Origin of the sequence: Bacillus sp. MYb56 (genome assembly GCF_002976445.1) — a bacterium.
Classification (GTDB): Bacteria; Bacillota; Bacilli; order Bacillales; family Bacillaceae_G; genus Bacillus_A; species Bacillus_A mycoides.
Genome location: NZ_PCOH01000005.1, coordinates 67,779 through 91,033 on the forward strand (window position 1 = coordinate 67,779; position 23,255 = coordinate 91,033).

25 protein-coding genes, 2 pseudogenes and 1 riboswitch are annotated in these 23,255 nt (G+C 34.8%); of the genes and pseudogenes, 7 read left to right on the forward strand and 20 right to left on the reverse strand.

What is annotated here, in order from left to right; translation table 11 throughout:
• Window positions 1-92: 92 nt before the first annotated feature.
• The gene (locus tag CQ058_RS08550; protein ID WP_002142644.1) at window positions 93-1,187 is read left to right on the forward strand and encodes a response regulator aspartate phosphatase; all 1,095 of its coding nucleotides are present in this window, start codon (window positions 93-95) and stop codon (window positions 1,185-1,187) included.
• Complete coding sequence (locus CQ058_RS08555) at window positions 1,184-1,372, forward strand: Phr family secreted Rap phosphatase inhibitor (RefSeq protein WP_002142645.1); 189 nt, start codon at window positions 1,184-1,186, stop codon at window positions 1,370-1,372. Before CQ058_RS08550 ends, CQ058_RS08555 begins: the two co-directional genes overlap by 4 nt.
• A 46-nt stretch (window positions 1,373-1,418) precedes the next feature.
• On the opposite strand, the pseudogene CQ058_RS32725 reads toward CQ058_RS08555, so the two are convergent.
• From CQ058_RS32725 to CQ058_RS08580, 5 genes and pseudogenes are all read right to left on the reverse strand, one after another.
• Window positions 1,419-1,630: pseudogene (locus tag CQ058_RS32725) on the reverse strand (hypothetical protein).
• Window positions 1,631-1,984: 354 nt separating this feature from the next.
• Window positions 1,985-2,590 (reverse strand): FMN-binding negative transcriptional regulator, encoded by a 606-nt coding sequence (locus CQ058_RS08565; protein ID WP_002190331.1) that lies wholly within the window; start codon window positions 2,588-2,590, stop codon window positions 1,985-1,987.
• Between the two features lie 245 nt (window positions 2,591-2,835).
• Window positions 2,836-3,183, reverse strand: a complete 348-nt coding sequence (locus CQ058_RS08570; protein ID WP_002190332.1) for a DUF4260 domain-containing protein — start codon at window positions 3,181-3,183, stop codon at window positions 2,836-2,838.
• 6 nt (window positions 3,184-3,189) lie between these two features.
• Window positions 3,190-4,581, reverse strand: coding sequence for an FAD-binding oxidoreductase (locus tag CQ058_RS08575; RefSeq protein ID WP_002192738.1), 1,392 nt, complete (start codon window positions 4,579-4,581; stop codon window positions 3,190-3,192).
• A 135-nt stretch (window positions 4,582-4,716) separates the two neighbouring features.
• The gene (locus CQ058_RS08580; protein WP_002033617.1) at window positions 4,717-5,115 is read right to left on the reverse strand and encodes a DUF2871 family protein; all 399 of its coding nucleotides are present in this window, start codon (window positions 5,113-5,115) and stop codon (window positions 4,717-4,719) included.
• A 254-nt stretch (window positions 5,116-5,369) separates the two neighbouring features.
• On the opposite strand from CQ058_RS08580, the gene CQ058_RS08585 reads away from it, so the two are divergent.
• Window positions 5,370-5,873, forward strand: a complete 504-nt coding sequence (locus CQ058_RS08585) for a GNAT family N-acetyltransferase (RefSeq protein WP_002137638.1) — start codon at window positions 5,370-5,372, stop codon at window positions 5,871-5,873.
• Window positions 5,874-5,908: 35 nt separating this feature from the next.
• Here the strand turns inward: CQ058_RS08585 and colA are convergent, their stop codons facing one another.
• Both colA and CQ058_RS08595 read right to left on the reverse strand, forming a co-directional pair.
• Window positions 5,909-8,824, reverse strand: a complete 2,916-nt coding sequence (gene colA / locus CQ058_RS08590; RefSeq protein ID WP_105589617.1) for a collagenase ColA — start codon at window positions 8,822-8,824, stop codon at window positions 5,909-5,911.
• Window positions 8,825-9,027: 203 nt separating this feature from the next.
• Window positions 9,028-9,705: an MgtC/SapB family protein gene (locus CQ058_RS08595; protein WP_002066498.1), complete on the reverse strand. Its 678-nt coding sequence runs from the start codon at window positions 9,703-9,705 to the stop codon at window positions 9,028-9,030.
• A gap of 313 nt (window positions 9,706-10,018) precedes the next feature.
• Between CQ058_RS08595 and CQ058_RS08600 the strand changes: the two genes are divergently transcribed.
• A complete protein-coding gene (locus CQ058_RS08600; protein WP_002190337.1) occupies window positions 10,019-10,537 on the forward strand; it encodes a GNAT family N-acetyltransferase in 519 nt (172 codons plus the stop codon).
• Between the two features lie 47 nt (window positions 10,538-10,584).
• Here the strand turns inward: CQ058_RS08600 and CQ058_RS08605 are convergent, their stop codons facing one another.
• The 5 genes from CQ058_RS08605 to CQ058_RS08625 all read right to left on the reverse strand — a co-directional run bounded on the left by CQ058_RS08605 (window position 10,585) and on the right by CQ058_RS08625 (window position 15,146).
• A complete protein-coding gene (locus CQ058_RS08605) occupies window positions 10,585-11,493 on the reverse strand; it encodes a VOC family protein (protein ID WP_002190338.1) in 909 nt (302 codons plus the stop codon).
• 75 nt (window positions 11,494-11,568) lie between these two features.
• The gene (locus tag CQ058_RS08610) at window positions 11,569-12,360 is read right to left on the reverse strand and encodes an amino acid ABC transporter substrate-binding protein (protein WP_002066495.1); all 792 of its coding nucleotides are present in this window, start codon (window positions 12,358-12,360) and stop codon (window positions 11,569-11,571) included.
• An 11-nt stretch (window positions 12,361-12,371) separates the two neighbouring features.
• Window positions 12,372-13,133: an amino acid ABC transporter ATP-binding protein gene (locus CQ058_RS08615; RefSeq protein ID WP_002066494.1), complete on the reverse strand. Its 762-nt coding sequence runs from the start codon at window positions 13,131-13,133 to the stop codon at window positions 12,372-12,374.
• Window positions 13,134-13,152: 19 nt separating this feature from the next.
• Window positions 13,153-13,821, reverse strand: coding sequence for an amino acid ABC transporter permease (locus tag CQ058_RS08620; RefSeq protein ID WP_002066492.1), 669 nt, complete (start codon window positions 13,819-13,821; stop codon window positions 13,153-13,155).
• A gap of 69 nt (window positions 13,822-13,890) precedes the next feature.
• Window positions 13,891-13,997: riboswitch (SAM riboswitch) on the reverse strand.
• Window positions 13,998-14,234: 237 nt separating this feature from the next.
• Window positions 14,235-15,146 carry a VanW family protein gene (locus CQ058_RS08625; protein ID WP_002128453.1) on the reverse strand — a complete coding sequence of 304 codons (912 nt, stop codon included), beginning with the start codon at window positions 15,144-15,146 and terminating at the stop codon, window positions 14,235-14,237.
• 466 nt (window positions 15,147-15,612) lie between these two features.
• On the opposite strand from CQ058_RS08625, the gene CQ058_RS08630 reads away from it, so the two are divergent.
• A complete protein-coding gene (locus CQ058_RS08630) occupies window positions 15,613-15,939 on the forward strand; it encodes a hypothetical protein (RefSeq protein WP_002190339.1) in 327 nt (108 codons plus the stop codon).
• A 115-nt stretch (window positions 15,940-16,054) separates the two neighbouring features.
• Window positions 16,055-17,146 carry a DUF3900 domain-containing protein gene (locus CQ058_RS08635; RefSeq protein ID WP_105589618.1) on the forward strand — a complete coding sequence of 364 codons (1,092 nt, stop codon included), beginning with the start codon at window positions 16,055-16,057 and terminating at the stop codon, window positions 17,144-17,146.
• A gap of 313 nt (window positions 17,147-17,459) precedes the next feature.
• Here CQ058_RS08635 and CQ058_RS08640 read toward each other — a convergent pair whose 3' ends face one another.
• The 8 genes and pseudogenes from CQ058_RS08640 to CQ058_RS08680 form a co-directional block, all read right to left on the reverse strand.
• Window positions 17,460-17,807, reverse strand: coding sequence for a hypothetical protein (locus tag CQ058_RS08640; RefSeq protein WP_002087722.1), 348 nt, complete (start codon window positions 17,805-17,807; stop codon window positions 17,460-17,462).
• Window positions 17,808-18,148: 341 nt separating this feature from the next.
• Window positions 18,149-18,994 (reverse strand): exonuclease, encoded by an 846-nt coding sequence (locus tag CQ058_RS08650; protein WP_002167856.1) that lies wholly within the window; start codon window positions 18,992-18,994, stop codon window positions 18,149-18,151.
• 188 nt (window positions 18,995-19,182) lie between these two features.
• The gene (gene cspB / locus CQ058_RS08655) at window positions 19,183-19,383 is read right to left on the reverse strand and encodes a cold shock-like protein CspB (RefSeq protein ID WP_001179147.1); all 201 of its coding nucleotides are present in this window, start codon (window positions 19,381-19,383) and stop codon (window positions 19,183-19,185) included.
• A gap of 218 nt (window positions 19,384-19,601) precedes the next feature.
• Window positions 19,602-20,488: pseudogene (locus CQ058_RS08660) on the reverse strand (WD40/YVTN/BNR-like repeat-containing protein).
• Between the two features lie 16 nt (window positions 20,489-20,504).
• Window positions 20,505-20,948, reverse strand: a complete 444-nt coding sequence (locus CQ058_RS08665; RefSeq protein WP_001062757.1) for a flavodoxin — start codon at window positions 20,946-20,948, stop codon at window positions 20,505-20,507.
• A 142-nt stretch (window positions 20,949-21,090) separates the two neighbouring features.
• The gene (locus tag CQ058_RS08670; protein ID WP_000070943.1) at window positions 21,091-21,711 is read right to left on the reverse strand and encodes an acetate uptake transporter; all 621 of its coding nucleotides are present in this window, start codon (window positions 21,709-21,711) and stop codon (window positions 21,091-21,093) included.
• Between the two features lie 86 nt (window positions 21,712-21,797).
• The gene (locus CQ058_RS08675; protein WP_002128457.1) at window positions 21,798-22,193 is read right to left on the reverse strand and encodes an NUDIX hydrolase; all 396 of its coding nucleotides are present in this window, start codon (window positions 22,191-22,193) and stop codon (window positions 21,798-21,800) included.
• Window positions 22,190-22,531, reverse strand: coding sequence for an ASCH domain-containing protein (locus tag CQ058_RS08680; protein WP_002128458.1), 342 nt, complete (start codon window positions 22,529-22,531; stop codon window positions 22,190-22,192). The genes CQ058_RS08675 and CQ058_RS08680 overlap by 4 nt, the downstream gene beginning before the upstream one ends.
• A 139-nt stretch (window positions 22,532-22,670) precedes the next feature.
• Between CQ058_RS08680 and CQ058_RS08685 the strand changes: the two genes are divergently transcribed.
• Window positions 22,671-23,228 (forward strand): CatB-related O-acetyltransferase, encoded by a 558-nt coding sequence (locus tag CQ058_RS08685; RefSeq protein ID WP_002128459.1) that lies wholly within the window; start codon window positions 22,671-22,673, stop codon window positions 23,226-23,228.
• The last annotated feature ends 27 nt before the right edge of the window (window positions 23,229-23,255 follow it).

Here is a 23,255-nt window from a genome sequence, read left to right on the forward strand (position 1 = left end):
AACAAATATTGAGAAATATAAAACCCCATTTCTAAATATTATTATTTTTGATAATATACTTTATAAGAATATTCAAAAAGTGAGGGGATTTCATGAACGTTCAACTACAAGGTAATGAACAAATTACAAAACTATTTAATGATTGGTATTTAGCTATGCTAAAGCAAGATGTTTCACAGGCAACGAATTTAAAGCATGAAATTGAGGAAAAGGAACTAAACTTTGAAGAAGATGAAAACTTAGCATTATATCATTCATTACTAGACTTTCGATTTAAAGTTTTAGCAGATAGTTTAAGCATTTCAAAACATAGTTTTGATAAGATAGATTCTTATGCAATCTCATCTAACCATTCACTTTCTTACTACTATCATTTATTTAAAGCTATTCATGCTACTTTAACAACAAGTTATAATTTAGCAAGTGAACATTATGAAAAGGCTGGAACACTACTGCTAAATGCCATTGATGATCTAGAAAAAGGTGAATTTAATTATCGAATGGCTATTTTCCATTATCACTTTTACCAGCCAATTGAAGCTATTGAATATGCAACCAAAGCGAAAGAATTCTTCATAAAAGCTGTAGGGTATGAAAAGAACGTCGCCTCTTGTGAAAGCGTATTAGGTGCAGCATTTGTATATTTAAAACAATACGAGCAAGCAGAGGAAAAATATAATTCAGCAATCAATATTTTACAGAAACAGGATGAAGAATCATTACTATTAAGAGTGCGTAATAACTTAGGATGGCTATATGCTAACCAAAACTTATCGACATTAGCTATTCGTCATCTATCTGAAGTGACAACAAAAATGCCGACACATTTTAAAGCAATTTTCTTACAAGCAAGAGAACATTCTAAACTTGGTGAAATAAATATCGCTTCAGAATTTATTAAAAAAGGATTGAAAATTTGTACAGAACTTAAGAATGAAGAATATATGCTTCACTTTAAAATTTTAGAGTCCCTTAACAATAACGAGTCAACTGAAGACTTAGAAAAAATTATTCTTGAAGGAATTACGTATTTCGACAAAGAATCTTTATATAACTACACTCAAGAATATTCAGAAAAGTTAGCCATTAAACTTTACGATGAAAATAATCATATAAAAGCAAGTGAGTATTTTCATAAAGCGTTACAAGCAAAAGAAAAAACATTTGAGAAAGGGGCATTAAAATGATAAAAAAAATTAGTTCTATCGTTTTAGGGTTATCTGTTCTAAGTATTGTATCTATCGGTCTCAATAGTTCATTTACATATCAAGCAGGCCATGCGGATTTCCCGGCACCACAAAGACCTGACTTTGTTCAATCCGTTGAGGTAAGTAAAGACTACAACACAACAACAGCTGAAAAAGCACTTTAAAAAATGAAAGACCTTCAATTAAGAAGGTCTCTTTAAATGCACTTATTTAGTTAATATAATCCAATATTTTTTCATAGCCAAACGGTAACACCCATGATACTAAACAGCCTATCATAATTGAAACACTTAATAAAAAAAAATAAATTTCCGAAATGATATATCATTCCTCTTGTCGCCCGTAAAACAAGCCTTTGTTATAACAAAAACAGTCATCATTATGATAATCGCTGAAAAGATGGCTACTAAAAACACTTCCATTTTGTTTCCCACTATAAAATATCCTAACTTTAATTTTACCATTAAATGAGTATAACAAAGACAAACTATTTCTTAATATACGGTTTTCTATATGCCTCCGACGGGATTCGAACCCGCACTCCTTTCGTAAGCATAGGCTAAGGGGAACACGCTTCCCTACGGAATTTCACCGACAGGAGTTTCACCTGTCTCAGCTTTTTTGCTTTTCGGTGCTTCTGAAACCTTCGCCTTGCGACCCGGTTCTACACTGTTTTCCGGCGCTCTTCCCTTCTATAGCTACGGAGGCAGTTTTTTAAGTAAAATATATTTCTACAAAAATAGAACCATCCCTTTATTTCACATGAATTCTCTCTCTCACTCTATTTCCTTCATCAATTCTGCAATCCCCCTACTTCCTTCACTACCAACTTTCTCAAGTCCCTCCACAACTAATTTCCGTCTTTGCACAGAATGATTTTGACTTAACTTCGCTTTTACTTCTATATTATTTATCTTTATTTTGAACCCAACTATTCCCCTACTTAATCCTTCCATATAATTCGGATCTACATCATTCAGTGAGTACGTGCTCTTTGGATTTTCATATTTATGTACTAAATCTTGAAGAGAATCTATTAATTCCTGTTCATCTTCAACAATTTCTAACTCTCCATATACATGGACCGCAACATAGTTCCATGTTGGTACTGCTTTATTTGTTTCATACCATGACGGAGAGATGTAACTATGTGGCCCTTGAAAAATAGCTAACACTTGTTGATTTCCACTATCTTTCCACTGCTCATTTGGACTTGCAAAATGCCCAGATAAAGTAAGTGTTTCCCTATTTAACAATAACGGTAAATGCGTTGCGTACGGTGCTCCGTTATGTTGAGAAAATAAAGTTGCAAAGCTATTTTGTTCAATCATTTCGTACTTTGTCTCTTCACCTTGTATAGTGAAATGTTTTGGTATGTACATAAGCTCCCTCTTTTCTTATCTTCTTATTTCCCATTATATTTACGAGATTTATTATTTGGCAGGGGCAGATTGTAATTGTTTTATAAGGTCAGTTCATATAGTAAAACCTCTTCTTCAAAAACAATAGGTGGCATTATATGATTTCTGCCACCTTAGTCTATTTTCGTATTGATACAAACTCTTCTATTCAACTATCCTTCATAGCTTTTTCTAATACATATTCAATGAATTCCGTTTTACCTAAGCTATAACCTCTGAATATGCGTATCCTTAAAATCAGTTTCATACTTCAATCCATACCCAAGCATTCGATCCATTCCAATATGCGCTGTCCATATTAAACCAATCATTAAAATCGTATCCATCTTTAAATAGACCCCTATTAAAACAAGTAATATTGATATGATATATGTGTGAAATAGATTATAAATTTGTGCACCAACACGTTTATTAATAGAGTACGCCACCATTGCTAAATCAGGTACAAAAAGTAATACGATAAATAATAACCAACTAAATCCACATAATGCATATATATAAATCGCAGCTAATAAGACGACCAAGCCTTCAAAGTGTATAATTCGTTTCTCCAAAATTCATCATTCCTTATCTGTTAGCTTGAAAATTTTATTCGGATTTAAAATATTTTGCGGATCAAGAGCTTTCTTTATTTTCTCCATTACCAATAATGCCGCACCATGTTCTTCTTCTTGATACTTCTGCTTCCCTATTCCAACGCCGTGCTCTCCTGTACAAGTCCCGCCACGCTTAAGAGCATACAGTACAATACTTTCATTTATTTCGTCCGCTTTTTTCACTTCATCTTTATCATTTGGATCAATCATTAAGAGCACGTGAAAATTCCCGTCTCCTACATGGCCAAGAATACCACCAACAAAGCCCACCTTATCTAACGTCTCTTTCGCATTTTGAATCGCGCCAGCTAACTCTGAAATTGGCACACATACATCTGTACTCATTAGCTTTTTACCAGGATAACTATGAACGTAAGAATAAGCTAAGTTATGTCTTGCATCCCATAATTTATTTCTCGCCGCAGTTTCAGTTTCAAAAGCAACTTCTTTACATTTATGATCAAAAACAATTTCCTTCGTAAACTCGATATCTTGCGTTAGCCCTGCTTCATTTCCGTGAAACTCTAAAAACAGTGTTGGTTCTTCTCTGTAATTTGTTTCATTGTAATGATTTACTTGTTTCATAGATAATTCATCAACAAGTTCTATTCTCGCAATTGGAATGCCAGCTTGCAGTATATTAATAACAGCTTCTACTGCATCATTTATAGTTGGAAACGATGCTCTCGCAGCCATAACATGTTCTGGTATGCCGTATACTTTTAATGTTAGCTCTGTAAAGCATCCAAGCGTACCCTCTGATCCTACGAAAATACCATTTAAATGATAACCTGATGATGACTTCGCCGCTAAATTGCCAGTATGTATCACTTGCCCATCAGCAAGCACCACTTCTAAATCACGAACTTGATCACGCATTACGCCATACTTAACCGCTGTCGTTCCGCTCGCATTCGTAGCAGCCATGCCTCCTAACGTTGCATCTGCACCTGGATCTACACTAAAAAACAAACCGTACTTTTTCAATTCTTTATTGAGCTGAGAACGAGTCACTCCTGGTTGTACTTTCACAAGAAAATCTTTCTCTCTTATTTCAAGTATTTTGTTCATTAATGAAAAATCAACTGTAATCCCCTTTTCATAAGGAATTATATGACCTTCTAAACTAGAACCTACTCCAAATGGAATGACAGGTTTTTTATGCTCACTCGCTACTTTCATTATTGCTCTAACCTCTTCCATTGTTTTTGGAAAAACAACTACATCAGGTAAACTACTATTATGGTAAGATTCATCTTTACTATGTAACTCTCTTACTGTCTTATTAACCACTACTTGATCTTCAGGAAGTACATCCTTTAATTCATTTACTAATCGCTCAATTGTTATTTCCATTACGCACTCTCCTTTTATATTATTTACTCTGCATTAATTATACCATTTTTATACATAATAATCAGAATAGTTAGATTCCTGAGGTTTTATATGAAAAAAGAACTTGCAGTATTCCCTACAAGTTCTTTTTTAAAACTATATTTTAGACGATTTTTTCAATAAAATCATAAACCAAACTAAAGTAAATGCCATCATAGAATGAGAGAACCCTACAATATAAGTTAACCCTTTAAAGTCCGCTCCATTTAGTTGAAGAAGTCCTCTCGCTGCTAGCGAACCTAACATTAAAGTTAATGCGATATTATGTAAAATAAACCAGTTATTAAATCCTTTCACTTCATGAAACGCGAATACTTTCGCTAATCCTAAAGCAATTAAAAAGAAGAAAAAGCCAAGTACTAACGTATGCGTATGCAAAAGATTTAATAAAGTAGAGCCTAAAATCCCTTTATATTTCCCATACTCCCTAGCAAATATTCCTGACAATAAACCGATAATCAAATAAGTAAACGATGCATTATATAATTTCTTCATTATGTACCTCCTTGAGTAGAATGTGTAGTGTGTCATATTTAGTAATAATGATAGTTATATAGTAAAAACTCCTAGTTTCCTAGGAGTCATTGTATAAGTATCTCACTCTTTACAATCAATCCTAATTATAAAATATCCTTTTATACAAAACAATCGAACTTTATGTGAACAGTAACTCTCAATTAAAATAACTTGCACTTTTATTTCGCACAATCCATACTAATTGTTATAACTTTTAAAGGGGGTGCAATAGATTGATAGTTCTTGAAACTGAAAGACTCACTCTTCGCTGGCTCGATGTAAAAGATGCTCCGTTTATTCTTGAATTAGTAAATGATCCTGCATGGATTCAATTTATTGGTGATAAAGGCATTAAAAACTTAGAAGATGCAAAAAAATACATCTTAAACGGACCCGTCGATATGTACAATAAAATGGGCTTTGGTCTTTACTTAGTTGAACGAAAAGAAGATCTCACTCCACTTGGTATGTGCGGCCTTATTAAAAGAGATTCATTAGAAGATGTTGATATCGGCTTTGCTTTTTTAGAAAAATTCCGTTCAAAAGGGTACGGCTATGAATCAGCTGCTGCAGTAATCGAATACGGTGTACAAAAGCTCGGACTGAAACGAATTGTAGCAATTACTTCTATAGATAATGTTGCTTCAGGCACGCTGTTAGAAAAAGTAGGATTGCGATTCGAAAAAATAATTTCAGACTCAGGAGAAGATCTAAAATTATTCGGGTATAACGCATAACAAAAAAGGGTCGCCATTCATGGCGACCCTTTTTTTCACTTCACTTCTACCGTATAATTCCCTGTTCCACCACCATACTGGTATACATGTAAATAGTACTTCCCTGGATACGTATAGTAACTACCTACTAATTTATTTCCTTGTTGCTGTGCATACGTAACATAATTATTTAAATCTGCTTCTGAATAAAGAACCCAGTTTACTCCGATATTATTTTCCTTCGTTACATTAATTTGAAGATTTTTCGCAGTTTCTATATTTATTTCAAAGTAATCACTCGTATCACCGTTTCCTAAACTAGCACGTAAAACTTGATTTAACTGCAGTTTATTTGCCGTTTGGAATGAATTATTTGGCTCTTTTTCTACACTGTTATCTTCTTTCTTTTGAACCGTTACACTTGTTGTAGCAGTATTAGTTAACCCTTTATCTTCTGTTACTGTTAATTTCGCTGTATACGTCCCTTCTTTTGTATAAACGTGAGTTGGATTTTGTTCATTACTTACAGTACCATCACCAAGCTCCCATTTATAAGAAATAATTTTCCCATCTTCATCTTTTGATCCATCGCTTTTAAACGAGATCGCTTCATTCGTATGTCCGCTATACGGACCATTTATAACCGCGACCGGCGCTTTATTCACTGCACCTTCTTCTGTATTAATACCGTGGAACACAACATCATATTCAAATTGCCCTGATGCATTCACACGATAATTCACAAAGTATGCTGTTACAGTTTTATAGCCTGTCCATTCTTTTGCACTTAAACGTTTTAACGTATCATTAACGTTTTGCGTAATTGTTTTCCAGTCTTCATTTTCTCCTTTTGCAGCAGTACCTGTATACGTTCCTTGCAGTGTAAATGTATTGAAGAATTGTGATTTATTTTTCTTTACTGATACATTACTTAATTTTGCTTCCGCTGTAATTTCTGCGGCAATAGCTGAAACTGGTTTCGGTGCATGAGTTGCTAAATAATCATCTGACACTAACGGAACATTATATTTCTCACGGTTGTCTACTAACATTTGCATATAGTCTTGATACTCTTTATTTAAATTCGCATCTTTACTTAAAGCAGAGCGATATGCATCATATGCTGTTACATCATTTTTCCTAATAAGATCATGAACTTTATCAAACATATCGTATCTCTTATTGTACATATACGATTGTAAAGCAAAGGAATAATTATAGAAATCCCACGTTCCATACTTTGCATTTAACGTTCGCTCTGCGGTATAACGTTCTGCTGGATTCGAAGATAGTCCTCCTATAATACTCTTTCTTGGAACGACGTTGTCCGTTCTCGTTGCACCTGCAAAAAACTCAGCATTCCCTTCTTCAAACCAAGATAATCTCTCATTCTCATACATCTTACCTTGTCCCCAAAGTCCTGGCACTTCATATCTACCTTGTAAATAATGCGTGAATTCATGTCGGAACAATTCTTCTAAACTATAAATACTTTCTTCTGGCGTACGTTCATAAGTAAAGAACGTACCTGTTCCTTCTATATAAAGACCGCCGTTATTCGTTTCATACCCGTACAATTGACGATTAAATTGATATTCAGCCGGGCTATTATAAATAACCATCGTTAATACATCATCTGGATTTCCTTTTTCTAACGGTTGGTCACTTTCAACCGTACGATGGAATTGTGCCTTCACTTCTTTTGCTGCCCAATATAAACGTTTAACTTTCTCCTCAGTCACTTTATCTCCCGCTTTTAAAACAATTGCACCATCATCAAACGTATACGTTTTCGGCAAATACTTTTTCTTCCCATCTTCTCGTATTTGATCTAAATTAACAACGTTACCGTTTGCATCTTTCCCGCCATAATTCGTCGTAATTTGCTCAGCTGCTACGAAATATTGCTCACCTAAATAAGGGTAGATTTTCATCGCATCTGTTACAACTTGTAATCCTTTTGTCCCTGTACTATGGAATGTGCCGAGTCTACCTGTATAATAAATGCCATTATTAATAAGCCATCCGTTTTTCTCTGTAATCGTTCCCATTAACGCGAATCTACTTAATTCATTAATATAGCTATCTATTTTTTGGTACCATACTGTATCTTTCGGTGCTTTTCTCGTATCGTACAAATACGATTGAATATCGTAATCAACACCTTGCATAATATCGTAAATCGCATTTCCAGCTGAAAGATTATCTACCAATGTAGAAAAATTATCATTATATTGCTTAAAAATCTTTGCAGCCGATGTTATCGTTTCCACATCACTCGAAGCATTTCCTATTAATTTCCCATATGATGATACAACTTTATTTTGTTCTAACGTACCGAGTTTGAAATTTGGATTGTTCGCAATCGTTTTTAATGCAGGTAAGCACTTGTCATGATAGCTACGTTCATTTAGTTTACTTAATTCTGTATTATAAAACCCTAAATAAAACCCTGATCGCAAAACTTCCACTAATGTCTCAATCCCTTTTGAATCGTCTTGCGTATAAGCCTGTCCTTGCTGCTTCAATTTATCAATAATTGCCTGCATCCTACTATCATTTTGATAGAATGCAAGACTGTCCTTATTAAACTGAAATAGCCCCGTAATTTGCTCCCAATCGATTGTTACAAGTAAATCTACTAATTGTTGATTGCTTAATTGATTTAATTCAGCAATTGTATAAGTTTTCGCTACAGCTAATTGCTTACTTTCCTTTTTTACTTCAGGCGGTCTTTGCGATAAATCAGCAAATTGTAGCCTTTTCTCAAAAGACTTGCTTTCTAATACTTTCGATGAATGAGCTAATTCTTCCACTGGTAGTTGTACACCAACCGGCTCCATTTTTAGCACATTTCGATATGAAACTTGCTCTCCCTTAGTATCTTCCGCCAATATGCTTCCTTGAAAACTCCCTAACATTAAACTAGCAAAACTTACCCCTACTAAAACTTTTTTTGAATAGCCTTTCATGCTCTCCCCTACCTTACATTTTTTAGTGTCCCGCTCCATTATTTTACTATTCTGACTATTTATTCTGTATTGAGAAAAAAGAAGGGAACGTTCACACATGTATCCACTCAAAGCGAAATTAACACTTGACTTCACATGTGATTTATGTCAAAAAAAGATAGATAATAGCGAAATTCCTGCTACATCTATCCTCTATTTCAACACTATGATTTTAACTTTATAAACGTAATTTCCGGCAATGTTTGCATATGCTGAATAAATGCATTCTTTTCTTCTGACGATATATTTTTCAATTGCATTCCTACCTTATAAACTATTTCTGTATCTTGCTGTAAAGCTTCAACTTCATATGAAAGTATTGGAATACCTTTCACTCGTAGAGTCTCTACTATTTGTTGTACCGCTTCGTGTTTATTTATACACATTTGCACTGTTATATTTTGCGGAAATAAAAATTGCACCTTAAAAATACGACTTACAATCTCTAAACCAATCAAAACGAGAATCATCGCTCCAATCCCTACAACATACATACCTGCTCCAATTGCTAGCCCTATTCCTGCTGTAGCCCATAAACCAGCCGCTGTCGTTAATCCTTTCACTGCCTGCTTTTGAATAATGATTGTACCTGCACCTAAAAATCCAACTCCACTAACAACTTGCGCTGCAATCCGGCTCGGATCAAGAGCCATATGTTCTTCAAACACAATATCCGAAAAAGCATATTTCGAAACGACCATTATTAAAGCACTCCCTACGGCTACTAGGAAATGTGTTTTTAATCCAGCTTCTTTTGAGCGAATTTCCCTTTCAATACCGATTATCGCCCCTAACAAACCAGCAACACCGATTCGTATAATAAAATCAATATGTAAGCTCACGAGCACTTCCCCCTTTTATTCATTATAGAGAGATAAAACAAAAATTATCACATGCATCTACCCATCGATATAAAAGCATTTTATTAAAATACATTTAATATCCCAGTGATTTTATGTTAATATTTTAAATATTAACATAAATGAAACAACCTACTTCTCATACAAAAAAACTTTAAAGTTCAACGTCTAACTTATTTTCAGTTAAAAATGGCATATGAGTTGCGTGAAATGAGGTTGAGAAATTCAGGAAACGCTTTCATTTTATATCATAATTTTTGTGAAATAAAACATAAATAAAAGGAGCTTACTAACAATGAACGTCTCTTTACTTACACCTACTACTGATTTACAAGAAGAATACTTAGATTTTTATAACGAATGGAAAGATAGCGGTGAAACGATGATTCCATGGGTTATTTCAAAAAATCCTTCTAATTTCACGGCAATGATTCAAGAATTACACGACGCACATAACGGAATAAATATTCCTGAAACTTGGGTACCAGATTCTACTTATTGGCTTGTTACAAATGAAAATAAAATTGTAGGAGTTGTTAATATTCGTCATAGTTTGACGGAGCATTTATTTAATGCTGGAGGCCATATCGGTTATGGTATTCGCCCTTCTGAAAGAAGAAAAGATTATGCTACAAAGTTACTAGAGTTATCATTAGAAAAAACGAAAGAATTAAACATCACGAAAGCACTTGTCGTTTGCGACGAGGTGAATACTGCTTCAGAGAAAACGATTTTACATAACGGCGGTCTTCGTGATGATGATTTCACTGAAGAAGATGGGAATGTTGTGAGAAGGTATTGGATTGAGCTCTAAATAATCAAAAACAAGCCAGAAAGTGATTAAACACTTTCTGGCTTGTTTTATACTGCTTCTATTTCAAACTGCACTGTAATACCACTTGGATCTACTACAGTAAATCCATTTGTAGTTTCATTTATTTCATGTTGTTTTTCTATTAATCTTTCTTTCACTTCATCTAACGCTTCTTTATGCGGTAGTACTATCGTATACACTTTTAGTCCAGTTGCATGTGCTGGTGGATACGGATTATTTACTCCGTTCCACGTATTTGCACCAATATGGTGATGATAGCCTCCTGCCGAAATAAATAAGCAATCATCTTCACGCTGTTGTACTTCAAAACCTACTGTATCTACATAAAACTCATGTGACTTTCCTACATCAGCTATTCGTAAATGGACGTGCCCAACGACAGTGTCAGCAGGTAATCCATCAAACTCATAATTAACGAGTGTTGCCAGTTCTTTTAAATCTAGTGGCGTACTTCCCCCTGGCCCTTCTCCCCATTGACCTCGAGGGCGATCTGCATAAATCTCGATACCATTCCCCTCTAAATCTTGTAAATAAAACGCCTCACTATACGTATGATCACTTGCACTATTAAATCTTGAAATTGGCAAAATTTCATTTGAATATGTATAACGCCCTTCTTGCTCAGCTGGACTTTCAATGACATTCTTATTGCGAATAACACCAAATAGTGCCGAAGCAAAAGCTTCACGAGTCGGAACTAAAAAGGCTACGTGATATATACCCGTCGTACGCGGTTCTTGTAGCGCTGCATCTTCCAACTGCTCAAGAACAAGTAACGTATTCTTACCATCCTTTCCAGCTAAGTGTGCTTTGTCCTCCTCTTGTTTAATTACTTCTAATCCTACTACATTTTCATAGAAGGCAATTTGACGCTCTAGATCTTTTACTTTAAATGCAACATGACCAATACGTGTTTTCGGATGAATTTGTACCATGAATAACGTCCTCTCCAGTTCCCTTTAGTTTTTTATGTAAGTTGATAGGCAATAGGCCCATTCAACGAATACACCTTAATTTTGTTTTTTTGTAGCATCAACTTTTAGCCATTTTTTCGATATGTCACTTAATGTTCCATCTTGCTCTAATTCTTTTAACGCCTTGTTTATATCTTCTAACTTTTCACTCTTTTTTGCAAATGGAAATGCAATCTCTCCCCATTCAAGTGGGCCAAATCCAACTTTTACATTATCTAGTTTCGCCTTTGTTATTGTTGTTTCCACTTGAACTTTATCATTATAATAAGCATCGACGCGTCCGAATCCTACTTCGTTCAATTCCGCCGTTGGGTCCTCTGAGTACGTTTTAATCGTAAAAGCATTATTTTTATTTAAAGCTTTTAACTCTTGCTCTCCTGCTGTACCAAGTCCAACACCTACAGTCTTTCCTTTTAGATCCTCTAGCGATTTAATTGTATTATTATTTTTCTTCACCGCAAAAACAGAACCTGAATACACATACGGGATCGAAAAGTCATATTTCTTTTTTCTTTCCGGAGAAACGGATAATTCATTTGCAATCGTATCAATACGGCCTGAATCTAATAAACCGAATAATCCTTCAAAATCAGAAACATTCCATTCTACTTTATATCCAGCTTTTTTAGCAGCCGCTTCAATAATTTCAGCATCAAAACCTTTTACTTTCTCACCCTCTTTAAATATAAATGGGCTACGACCTGCAGAAGTCCCAACTTTCACTACTTTTTCATCTGTCTTTTTACTTGCTGCATTAGAACCACATGCAGACAAAGCTCCAACTGATAGTGTTAATGCTAATGTTAGTAATAATGACGATTTTCTCATAACTCTTCCTCCTAAATAACGAAATGATTTCCTTCTTCAGATGCATTTAATTGCCGTAAAAACTTTTTCGTACGTTCATTTTGTGGGTTTCGAAAAATCTCTTCTGGCGTTCCCTGCTCTACGATAATTCCATCAGCCATAAAAATAACGCGATCAGCCACCTCTTTTGCAAAATTCATTTCATGTGTAACAATAACCATCGTTATATGTTGTCTTGCCAAGTCTTTAATAACTTGTAATACCTCATTAACTAATTCTGGATCAAGTGCTGAAGTCGGTTCATCAAACAATAATACAGCTGGATTTAAAGCCATTGCCCTAGCAATCCCTACCCTTTGCTGTTGTCCACCTGATAACATCGTCGGATAAAAATCTTCTTTATCAGCTAAGCCTACTTGTTTTAATATTTCTCTCGCTATTCCATTTGCCTCTTCTTCACTTTTTTTCTGTACAACCGTTAATGCTGTTGTAATATTTTGCAATGCTGTTTTATTTTTAAATAAATTATAGTTTTGAAAAACCATAGCTGTTTTTTGACGTAATTTTATGATTTCTTTTTGATAAAGTTTCTTCGTATGAATCTCTAAATCTTCAATTCTAATACTGCCATCATCCGGTTGTTCTAATAAATTTAAACATCGTAGTAATGTCGATTTCCCTGAACCAGAAGGTCCAATAATTACTACCACTTCCCCTTTTTTGACAGTAAGTGAGATTCCTTTCAGCACTTCATTATGTTTGTAAGATTTATACAAATTTTTTAACTCAATCACATATATCACCTCATTTCTCTTATAAATACGGTGCATCAAGTTTCTTCTCCAACCTTTTCTGTCCCCAGCTGATTACGATTGTAATAATCCAATACACAATCGCTACCGCTAAATAGCTTTCCATATAACGATACGATTGTGCCGCCAGCATTTTCGCTTGTGCCAATATTTCAGCCACTCCAAGTGCAAAAGATAACGAAGATTCTTTTAACAATCCAACAAAATTATTTCCAAGTGACGGCACTGCTACACGAATAGCCTGCGGAAAGATAATTTGTCGCATCGCTTGTGCTTTTGTCATTCCAACTGATAAACAAGCATCCATTTGCCCTGATTCCACAGCATTTAATGAACCTCGAATGATTTCTGACAAATAAGCAGCATTATTTAAACTGAGGCCAATTAAAGTTGCTTGCATAGCTGTAAGTACTGTAAAAGCCGGAGATATTTGTGGCAATCCGAAGTACAACACAAACAATTGAACCAATAACGGTGTTCCTCTAAAGAAAGAGATATACACCCTTGCAATTGGATATAAAAATTTCGTTTTGTTTTTTGTAATGATCGCCAAGCCAATCCCTATAAAGAAAGAAATAATCATTGAAACTACAGTAATCCCTAAAGTTATGTATACATACTTAAATAATTGCGGAAAACTTTCTAAAAAATACGCTACATCAAATTTCACTCTATCCCCCCTCTCTAAACAAAAAACTCTTCTTACACATATAAGAAGAGTTGAATGTTAATCCACTTCCCTTCATCTTCCAAACGCCTTTTACGTTTGCTGGAATTAGCACAGTGCTTTTTTAGCCTGTTGCTGAGATTTCACCGGGCCAGTCCCTCCATCTCTCTTGATAAGAAAACTAATAAATTTTTCCATTTATTTAGTTGTTATTATGAAGAATACAGTTAAAATTAAACAATGTCAATAGGAAAACTAAGAATTAAACTCAACCCTTTTTCGAACATACTAGTAATACATCAATTTACTATTCTTAATAAACTGTACACAAAAGCCATCTCCTCTGAAATTCAGAAGAGATGGCTTCAATTATAGAAACTATAAATATTTTACTTTCTTATCCTTTAACTACATATTTATTTCATCTTATGTACTTCAGCAACTAACTTTCCGCCTTGAATGCCCATATAAAGCTTAACAGGAGCATCATTCGTATTTTCAAATACTAAGTCTAAATATGGATAAGCAATTGTAGCATCTCTTCCCTGAGGGACATAACCTACTGTTTTAGAATGTGTAGTTCTCTCTACCATTTTCAAACCAGCTTGATCTGCTGCATTGTATAGCGTTGATGATGTTTGACAAACGCCACCACCATAACCATCTACTAATTTACCATCTACAATTTCTTTACCTAATTGATATCCTTTATCTGGCGTTGTATCACCGATTAATGCATTGAAAGAGAAACTGTCTCCTTTTGCTAATACAACTCCATTTATGCTCGCTGCCGACAAACGAATATTCTCAATACGGCCACCTGCTGATCCACCTAAATTCGTTTCATATCTACCAATTACCGTGCCACTTCCTTGCGCATCACTTAATGTTGCGGTAGGCTTTTTCTCAACGATAGGTAACTGATATGAAGAATCCCACATACCAACGTTTAATAATTTATCTACTAATTCTTTTTCCATTAATTCAAAAGAAGGCTTTCCTTCTTGCCATGATCCATCAGATGCTATACGTGAAGGGACCATCTTTTTGTCAACACTTTTCCCGACTTCACCTGCAACCTTCGTTACGGATTTTTTGAATTTCGCCTCATCTTCAAAATAACCTAAACTCGATAAGTCTATTTTTTTCACTTCAGTACCAGTACGCCCATCCACTAAGCTAATTGAATCCTGTACATCAGCCTTAGCCTCTACAACATTCCCACCAAAATCACTTACTAATGCCACATCACTTACTTTTGTACCACAACCACTTACTACAGCTACGCATAGCACCCCTACTAATATACCCTTTATTTTTCGGAACAATATACTCTCTCCTTTTCCCCAACATTATTTCTTATGTATTATTTCATTTTTATGTATCTTTTGTTACAATCATTTTACAATATATTTAGAAAATGTTACAAGTTGTTTTTTACTCTATTAAAATTACTCTTTTCTTTTGTAAATGTCTATACATATTTATATAAATTTTCGAGTTTGATAAAATTGTAACTTTTATGCAACCTATCTCCATCCAGTATATACCATTCAACAGATGAAATACAAATGTAACACTCTTTCATTTCACCTCTCTATTCATCTGCATGCTTTAGAAACCGTAATACCGATTTTTCATATGTGATCATTATTAAACAACTTAAACCGAGCTTTTATAGGTAAAAACAATCATTCGCTTCAGTGTATATAGGTATTTGCCGTGCCATTACTCCGCTTTTGCACATACATTATGATGAATTTAACCTATTATAAAGAAATGGAGGATGTTTTTATGTATCCCTACAATCCTTATGATTCATATAACCAATATGGTTACCAACCTCAGTATGATTTACAGGCACAATACCAACAATATATAGATCAAACAGAACAATTTAATCCATATGATCAAAATCGACAATTTCAACTTCCAATCTCTTTCCCTGGTACTGGAAACCGTCAATTAGAAAGACGAGTAAATGAGCTTGAGCAAAGAGTACGTCAACTAGAAAACACAGTTGAGCGTCATACGCGTAGATTAAACCGCTTAAATCAGCGTTTACGTACAGTAGAAAATAGGCTAAATATTCCATTTTCAGCATTAGAAGACGGATTTTAATTTCGAAAATAACAAATATATAAGGAAGGGGCTCCCCCTTCCTTATATAAATTGACGAAAGTTTTTTCCATCTCTATACTGATAAGAGTTAATGAAATGAAACAAGGTGATAAATATGGATTTTGAAATAAATTTTCTTTCCTTTTATGTAGTACAAGTAGAAGGAAAAGGTGAAGCAGTTGATAAGCGCTATAAACATTTTCAAACATTAGACGCTGAAGAGTATGAAGATAGCTCTTTAAAAGAATTTTTGAATGGTGAATTATTAAAAATTTCAAAGCGAAAAGTAGAACGTCACGCAAAAGCAGAACAAGCCCCAACGAAGATCGGTCGCTTTATTGTAGAAGAAGGGCATGAACTCGATTCAAACCCTCATTACAACTTATTTAATCGTATTCGCTTTGCAGAAACAAAAGAAAACTTCAAAGATATGAGCGAACCTCTCGTTTATACATACCTTGACACAAGCGCTGTACGTGGTGGTGTGTTTTTAATCGCTCAAGCAAAACTACGCAAATACTTTGATGATCCATTCGTATTCGTAATGAAATGTGACTTCGAACCAAAGGTTGCTTCCATTTCTGATGAATCAACACTTATTCGTAACGTTGAAATGGCCATCACAACAAAGAATATGAAATCTATCCAGTACCCATACATGCCTGAAGAAGGTATGGTGGAGCCTGGCGAACTAAAAATACACCAAGCATCACACGCTCGCTACTTTGAAGACTTCTTAAAATTCGTCGAATACGAACGCTCTATGCCTGAAATTATGAAAACACAAGTAATGGACATGGTATACGACCAAATTGAAGATGTATTTGAAGAAGGTACTGAAGAACGTGAACAGTTCGACCAAGCGATGGAAGTATGGGCTGCCAGTCCGAAACGCGAAATTATGGAACAATTTTCAACAGAAGAAGTAATGGAAGCTACCGCTCAAATCGTCGAGCACGCCCCTGAAGTGGAATTAAAGCTAAAAGCAGATCATATCTCTGTGAAGGCTTTGCTTGCTGATTTCGGAGACCTAATACATATTGCAAAGGTAAACGACCGATATGTATTAATGATTGAGGCTGATACACTTACGTTTGAGAAAGGCTTCTCTCCAATTGAGTTTTTGAAGCCGGATGAATTACAAGACGTAATTGAGCGGATTGAGAATAAACAGCAGTATTCTTATGATCCGAATGGGATCGAATAAATGCTTCCATATACCTATTTTTACTGAGCTCTATTAACAAGCGCTCTTTTATTTGGGACATAGTTGACATTTATACTAAAAACCGATTCTACTAAGAATCGGTTTTTCTTCTTTATAACAAATATGCTTATTTTCAAAAAATATTTTTGCTCCAAGATGACATTTCTTGTAGAATCAAGCCGATTCCTTCCTTGTTGTACAAGCGTATTTCCATGAGAGACATCTACTTCAATATTCCTAGTTGACCAAGTCCTTCTATAAGTTTTTGGTGTTTTTCCTTTTAGTCATTATGTATGTTGTTAAAATGAAAATTTCACTTTACTACCTCAAATTTATTGTACTCGTAAAAAGATAATTGAAAACGATATTCCGGATGCTCTCTCACCCAATCGTAGGCTTCTTCTAAAATATCCATTTTATTTTGCACGTCATTAAGTTCACTACATTCGTTCCTTTTCTGTTTACATAGAGGACAGAACCCACCCACTATCTCGGCATTCATCGCACGAATCGTTTTACTTTCTAAGTCAACTACTAGACGAAGAATAAGAGAATGCTCCGCTTTTGTAGTCACCATCATTTCAGCAATTCCATCCTCATTCCAAAAGACACCATTTAATTCCATCTGTACGGTGACATCTTTGATTTCCAAGTCTATCACTATCACACCTCCCTTGTATAAGACTCTTACCTTACTCTTCGATTTTAATCTTTAATACACCACGAGCTAAAGATATATTAAGCTTTTTCCAATTCTTCTTCTTTGCTATGAAAGGAAGTGTAATTAGTGCAAATAGTGTGGTAAATATTATCAAAAAAACTAAAACGGTTAAAATGTTAAAGATTGCTTCCATTAAACTACACTCTTTTCTATGTATATCCGTACTAAAAACAACAAAATATTCCATTAACAATACAGGACAAGCCGTGAATTTTCCAACTAAACTTCAGCAACTTAATCCTGAAGTCTAGTTGTACATATGAATAAAATAAATTTTATTACTAACTTTCTTCTACTACTTTCTCCATCTCAGCCAAATACCTAAGCTGCCGCTCCGCTTTTCTCACCGCAGTAGGAAAGTGTTTTTTCAGAAGTTCTACTGCTGATTCACTTATATAATATCTTTCCGTTATACCTTCCCACGTGTCACTACTTTCAAATGCACTCCATACAAAAGGACGCTCTGTATTTTTTCTCAGTTCTTTAAACACCCATTTCCGCATCCTTTTTTTCGCTTTTTCTGTTAGTTTTCCGTTCTTTACAAGTTCAAGCTCACCATGTCTCTTGTATCGCTTGTTAATATCTCTCTCGCCATATACTTTCAGAAAGATATTTGCTGTATTCTCAGCATCTGCTAAAGCCCGGTGCTGCTTCCCTTCCCACGTTAAGCCGAGCTGATCCACTGCTAATTGTAAACTTGGTGTATGCTCAAATAATTCTTCATACGCCTGAAAAACAAATTTTTGCACATCAAATCTACTCTCTTTTTCCATACATGGGCATTCTACACCGTATAATGTACAATCTTGAGATAGAAAACGGTAATCTTCTTTTCCCCATGAAACAAATATTGAATCTTCTCCGATGAACTGAATAAATTTCTCTATAATTTGAGGGAAATTCCCTACACCTATTAAATCTTTCTTTGTAATTCCAGTTAATTTTGTTGTATGACGAGTTAATGGGGCACTTGGTTTTACTAACTCTGAAAATTCTCCAATAACCTTCATTGTACTCACATCTATTTTTACAGCTCCAATATCAACTATTTCTGACGGATCTTCTGATTTATACGGCCTAAAATTCCTTTCAATATCAAACACAATGAAGTGTGTAGCGTTTTTCAATTTATTTACCTCTTTCTAAATTCCTTTTCACACACATACTTTATTTTCAGTATTTATTTATTAATGCACTTTATGCATGAAAAACTTCGCATAAAAATCAAAAATTCAGTCTTATTATTACATGTACATAGGAGGATATTCAATAAAAACGCAAAAAAAAGAAGGGCAAGCCCTTCTTTTTTTCATAATTACTTCTTGTTTACGTTTGTAGCTTGAGGTCCACGGTTACCTTGTTCTACTTCGAAAGTAACTTCTTGACCTTCTTCTAAAGATTTGAAGCCGTCGCCTTGGATAGCTGAGAAATGAACGAATACGTCTTCTCCGCCTTCAACCTCGATGAAACCGAAACCTTTTTCTGCGTTAAACCATTTTACTTTACCGTTTTGCATTTAAAAAATCCTCCTACAATGTACCTATATGTACATATTCATTTTCAACCACTTTACAATAATACATCATATATTAAAAAACTGCAACCCCAGAGGAGATTTAACATTGCTATCCTCCTCGGAAGTTACAGCTCATTTAAATCTCTATATTATTAAAAGTAAAATGGTTTAAAGTAACTATATCATACCAATATAATAAAAGTAAAGTTTTTTTAAAGTTATACAGCTTTTTTTTTCCACTGCATCGTTTTTAATTCACCTGATCCAGCTACAACATAGCCTTCTTTTTCATTAACAATGCGCCAACCATGCCCTTTAACCGAATCACATACTGTAACAATTCCTTCTTCAAGAAGCACACGGCAAACAGTGCTAATTCCCGCCTTATTTTGCGTTGACGTTGTATATAACACATGTTGATCCACACTTAAATCTAAATAACTACTCGCTTTTTGTTCACTTTGACATGTATGCCAACCTATTTTATCACTTTCGATACTCTCATTTATTCTGCAAAAAGAAATATTTCCGCTAATCCCCTTGCCGCTACTAAATAGGAATTATGTATAGTCAACGCAGAAATCATCTGATTCATCGCTATTTTAATCCTTTTTAATTTACGTGTCTCTAAATCAAAAAGCCAAACACCACCATATTTAGTATGTATTTTCGTACCGATAAATAAGTAATGTTTATATAAAAATAATGATCGAATAGATGGTGCCTCACTACCGTAATTAAGAAATGGCTGAATAGTCTCCCATGTGGAACCAAAATTATTAGAATGATACAGTGTTTTATCTCCATGAGCAATTACTGTTCCATTCTCATTACTACATACATTCCAGCTCGTTGCTTTCGTTGGAAAGCGCTGGATCGTCCACGTTTCTCCACCATTCATACTACGAATAAAAACTCCTTCGTCTCCTACTCCGTAAACTACGTTACCTTCACTATGTAAATCTCGAATTCGTTTTTGGAAACCAGTTAAAGCCTGTTTCCATTCTCCATCTTTTTCAATGAATAAACCATTATATGTAGTAGCTAACAAAAGCTTTCCATCTCTTAACTTTGTAATAGCAGTTGCACTTAACATTGTTTCCACGTTGACACTCCCGTTCCTAGAACTTCTCGGCAAAAGCAATTGCAAAATCACTGCATTTTTCAACGTCTTCTTTATCTTCTGGAGCTAATTCAATTTTCAATCCTTCTTGTACAAGTTCTGCCCCACATTTTACAAGACGTTCTTCAAATATCGTTACCGCTTCACAAAACAGCTCATACGCCGTATCACCTGATCCAAAAACAGCCACTTTTTTACCCGTTAAATCTATATTTTCTAACTCATCATGGAAATCTTCCGCTTCAAATGGTAATTCACCATCACCCCACGTATAAGATCCTAAAATGATTCCATCATAAGCTAATAATTCTTCAGCATCCATACCTTCCATCTCTTGTAATACTACTTCATGATCAAAGGCATCTAAACTTACTTTAATTAAATCAGCAATACTCTCTGTATTCCCTGACATACTTGCATACGCTATTAAAATTTTCGCCACTTTGGCATCCCCCTCTTACAATAAATGATTCTCATTCTCATTATATTAATAATGAGAATCAATTTCAATTATATTTTTTGCTATTTTATTTTATTCCATAAAAAAAAGAACAGATGACTATACAATCATCTGTTCTTTTTTATTACTTTTTAAAAATACCAAAGGGTTTTCCAACTGGTAATACAACTTTTCCGAAGTGTGTATTTAACACAGCTGCTGCTGAACCATAGAAAGATAATAATGAAATACATAGTTCAGAATACGCTGCTAAATTATGCATTGCGTGCGGCATAACACCTAAAGTACTTAATGAAAGACCGATAAATAAGAAATCAATAAGGACGAAAATCATAAATAATACTTTATGTGTTTCCATTGCACCAATTGTCATAAAGATCGTGAAAATCAAGTATCCGATAAAGGCTACACCGAGCTGTTTTGAATCTGCAGTTTGGGCTAATTTTTCGCCAAATACTCCAAGTTGAATTAACCAAGTCATTCCAACACCTAACCAAAATAGGCCGTACGCACCAAATGCTGTTGTACCGAACGTATTGTTGTGCTTTGCATCGTGAATGCATGCAAAGATTTGTGCAAATCCTCCTAAAAAGATTGCCCATGGTAATACAAGTGAAACGCCATCTGTTAAGCCTAACTTTTGAGACGATGCTACAAGTGTTACCATCGCTAATCCAAATAGACCGATTCCAGATGGATCTGCTGTTGTCATTTTCACATGATGTGTAGTAGTTTGATTGCTCATATAAACCTCCTGATTATAAACATACTCGAATACAATACTTAAATCAGAAGGCTATGTCAATGGTTTTTTTTGTATGTTGTCAGACCTTATATTCCATAATAATCAAATACACATTTGGCCACATCATAAGGTTTTACATTTAAATTTGGCAACTCATTTACCGGCATCCATAAAGGAATATAACTCCCTCTATCTTTCAGCTCGAACTCCTCGCCTTTACCACTTCCGAAAACTCCACCTATAATATGGGCATTATAATAATACTCCGTACCTTTATACTCCACCTTTGCAATCAGATGCTCCACTTGTATATGTACCCCTAATTCTTCATAAACCTCTCGCTTCGTTGCTTCTTCAGGCGTTTCTCCTTCTTCAATTCCCCCGCCTGGAAAAACAAAATACATCTCACCTTCTCGAACACGTTTTATAAGAGCGATTTTACCACCTTGTATAATTATAGCTGCACCGCGATTTCTTCTCACTTTATTACCTCAACACCAATCGCAACTGTTCCCCATTCTTTTTCTTGTTCTTTCGTATATATTCCGTATGTACTTTCTAACATTTCTTTTATACTAAGTTCTTCACAATCAAATAATTTTTTATCAATTTGTTCGTACATTGCTTTAAAGCTTTCGTATCGTTTTATCTCCGTTACTTTTACAGCCATCGTTTCTGCTGTCGTAAGGTTCGTAAATACAATTTCATCGTCTTGTTTTATAAGTTGACGTTTTTTATCGTATAAGCGTACTTCATATACTTTTTTTCCTAATTGAATCGACTGAAAAGGTTTATTATATAATCCCATTTCGTATCTCATACATTTCACTCCCTTTTATTCATCTTGCCTACTAACATTTTTGCACATTACCATTTCATACAACATAGTTCGCCTTACTTCACCTTACATATAATGTTCCATATCCATTACTTTCTTTAGAGAGGATGCTAAAATTGGTATGTTATATTTAAATCAAAAACCTGAATATAATAAATATGATATCGGTGATTATACTTACAGTAAAGTAGGCCCTATTATTTTTTCTTGGAATGATGAAACAAAATTAAAAATAGGTAAGTTTTGTTCATTAGGAGAAGAAGTCGTTTTCGTACTTGGCGGTGAACATCGTGCTGATTGGATAACAACTTATCCATTTAATGTCCTCTTCGAAGAAGGAGCACACATTACTGGTCATCCTTCTTCAAAAGGTGATATCGTAGTCGGCAATGATGTATGGATTGGTTATCAATCCTGCATTTTATCTGGTGTTACAATTGGTAACGGGGCCATTATCGGGGCCAAGAGTGTTGTTACAAAAGACGTACCTCCATATGCAATCGTCGCTGGTAATCCTGCCAAACTAGTTCGATATCGTTTTCCGCAAGAAATCATTGAAAAACTAGAAAACCTTGCATGGTGGGACTGGGACATTTCCGTTATAAAAGGAGCTATTCCATTTCTACTCTCCAACAAAGTCAACGAATTTTTCACTTCTCCCGAAGAAGAAGCTACTTGATCTAAACAAAAAGAGCATCCTATTCTT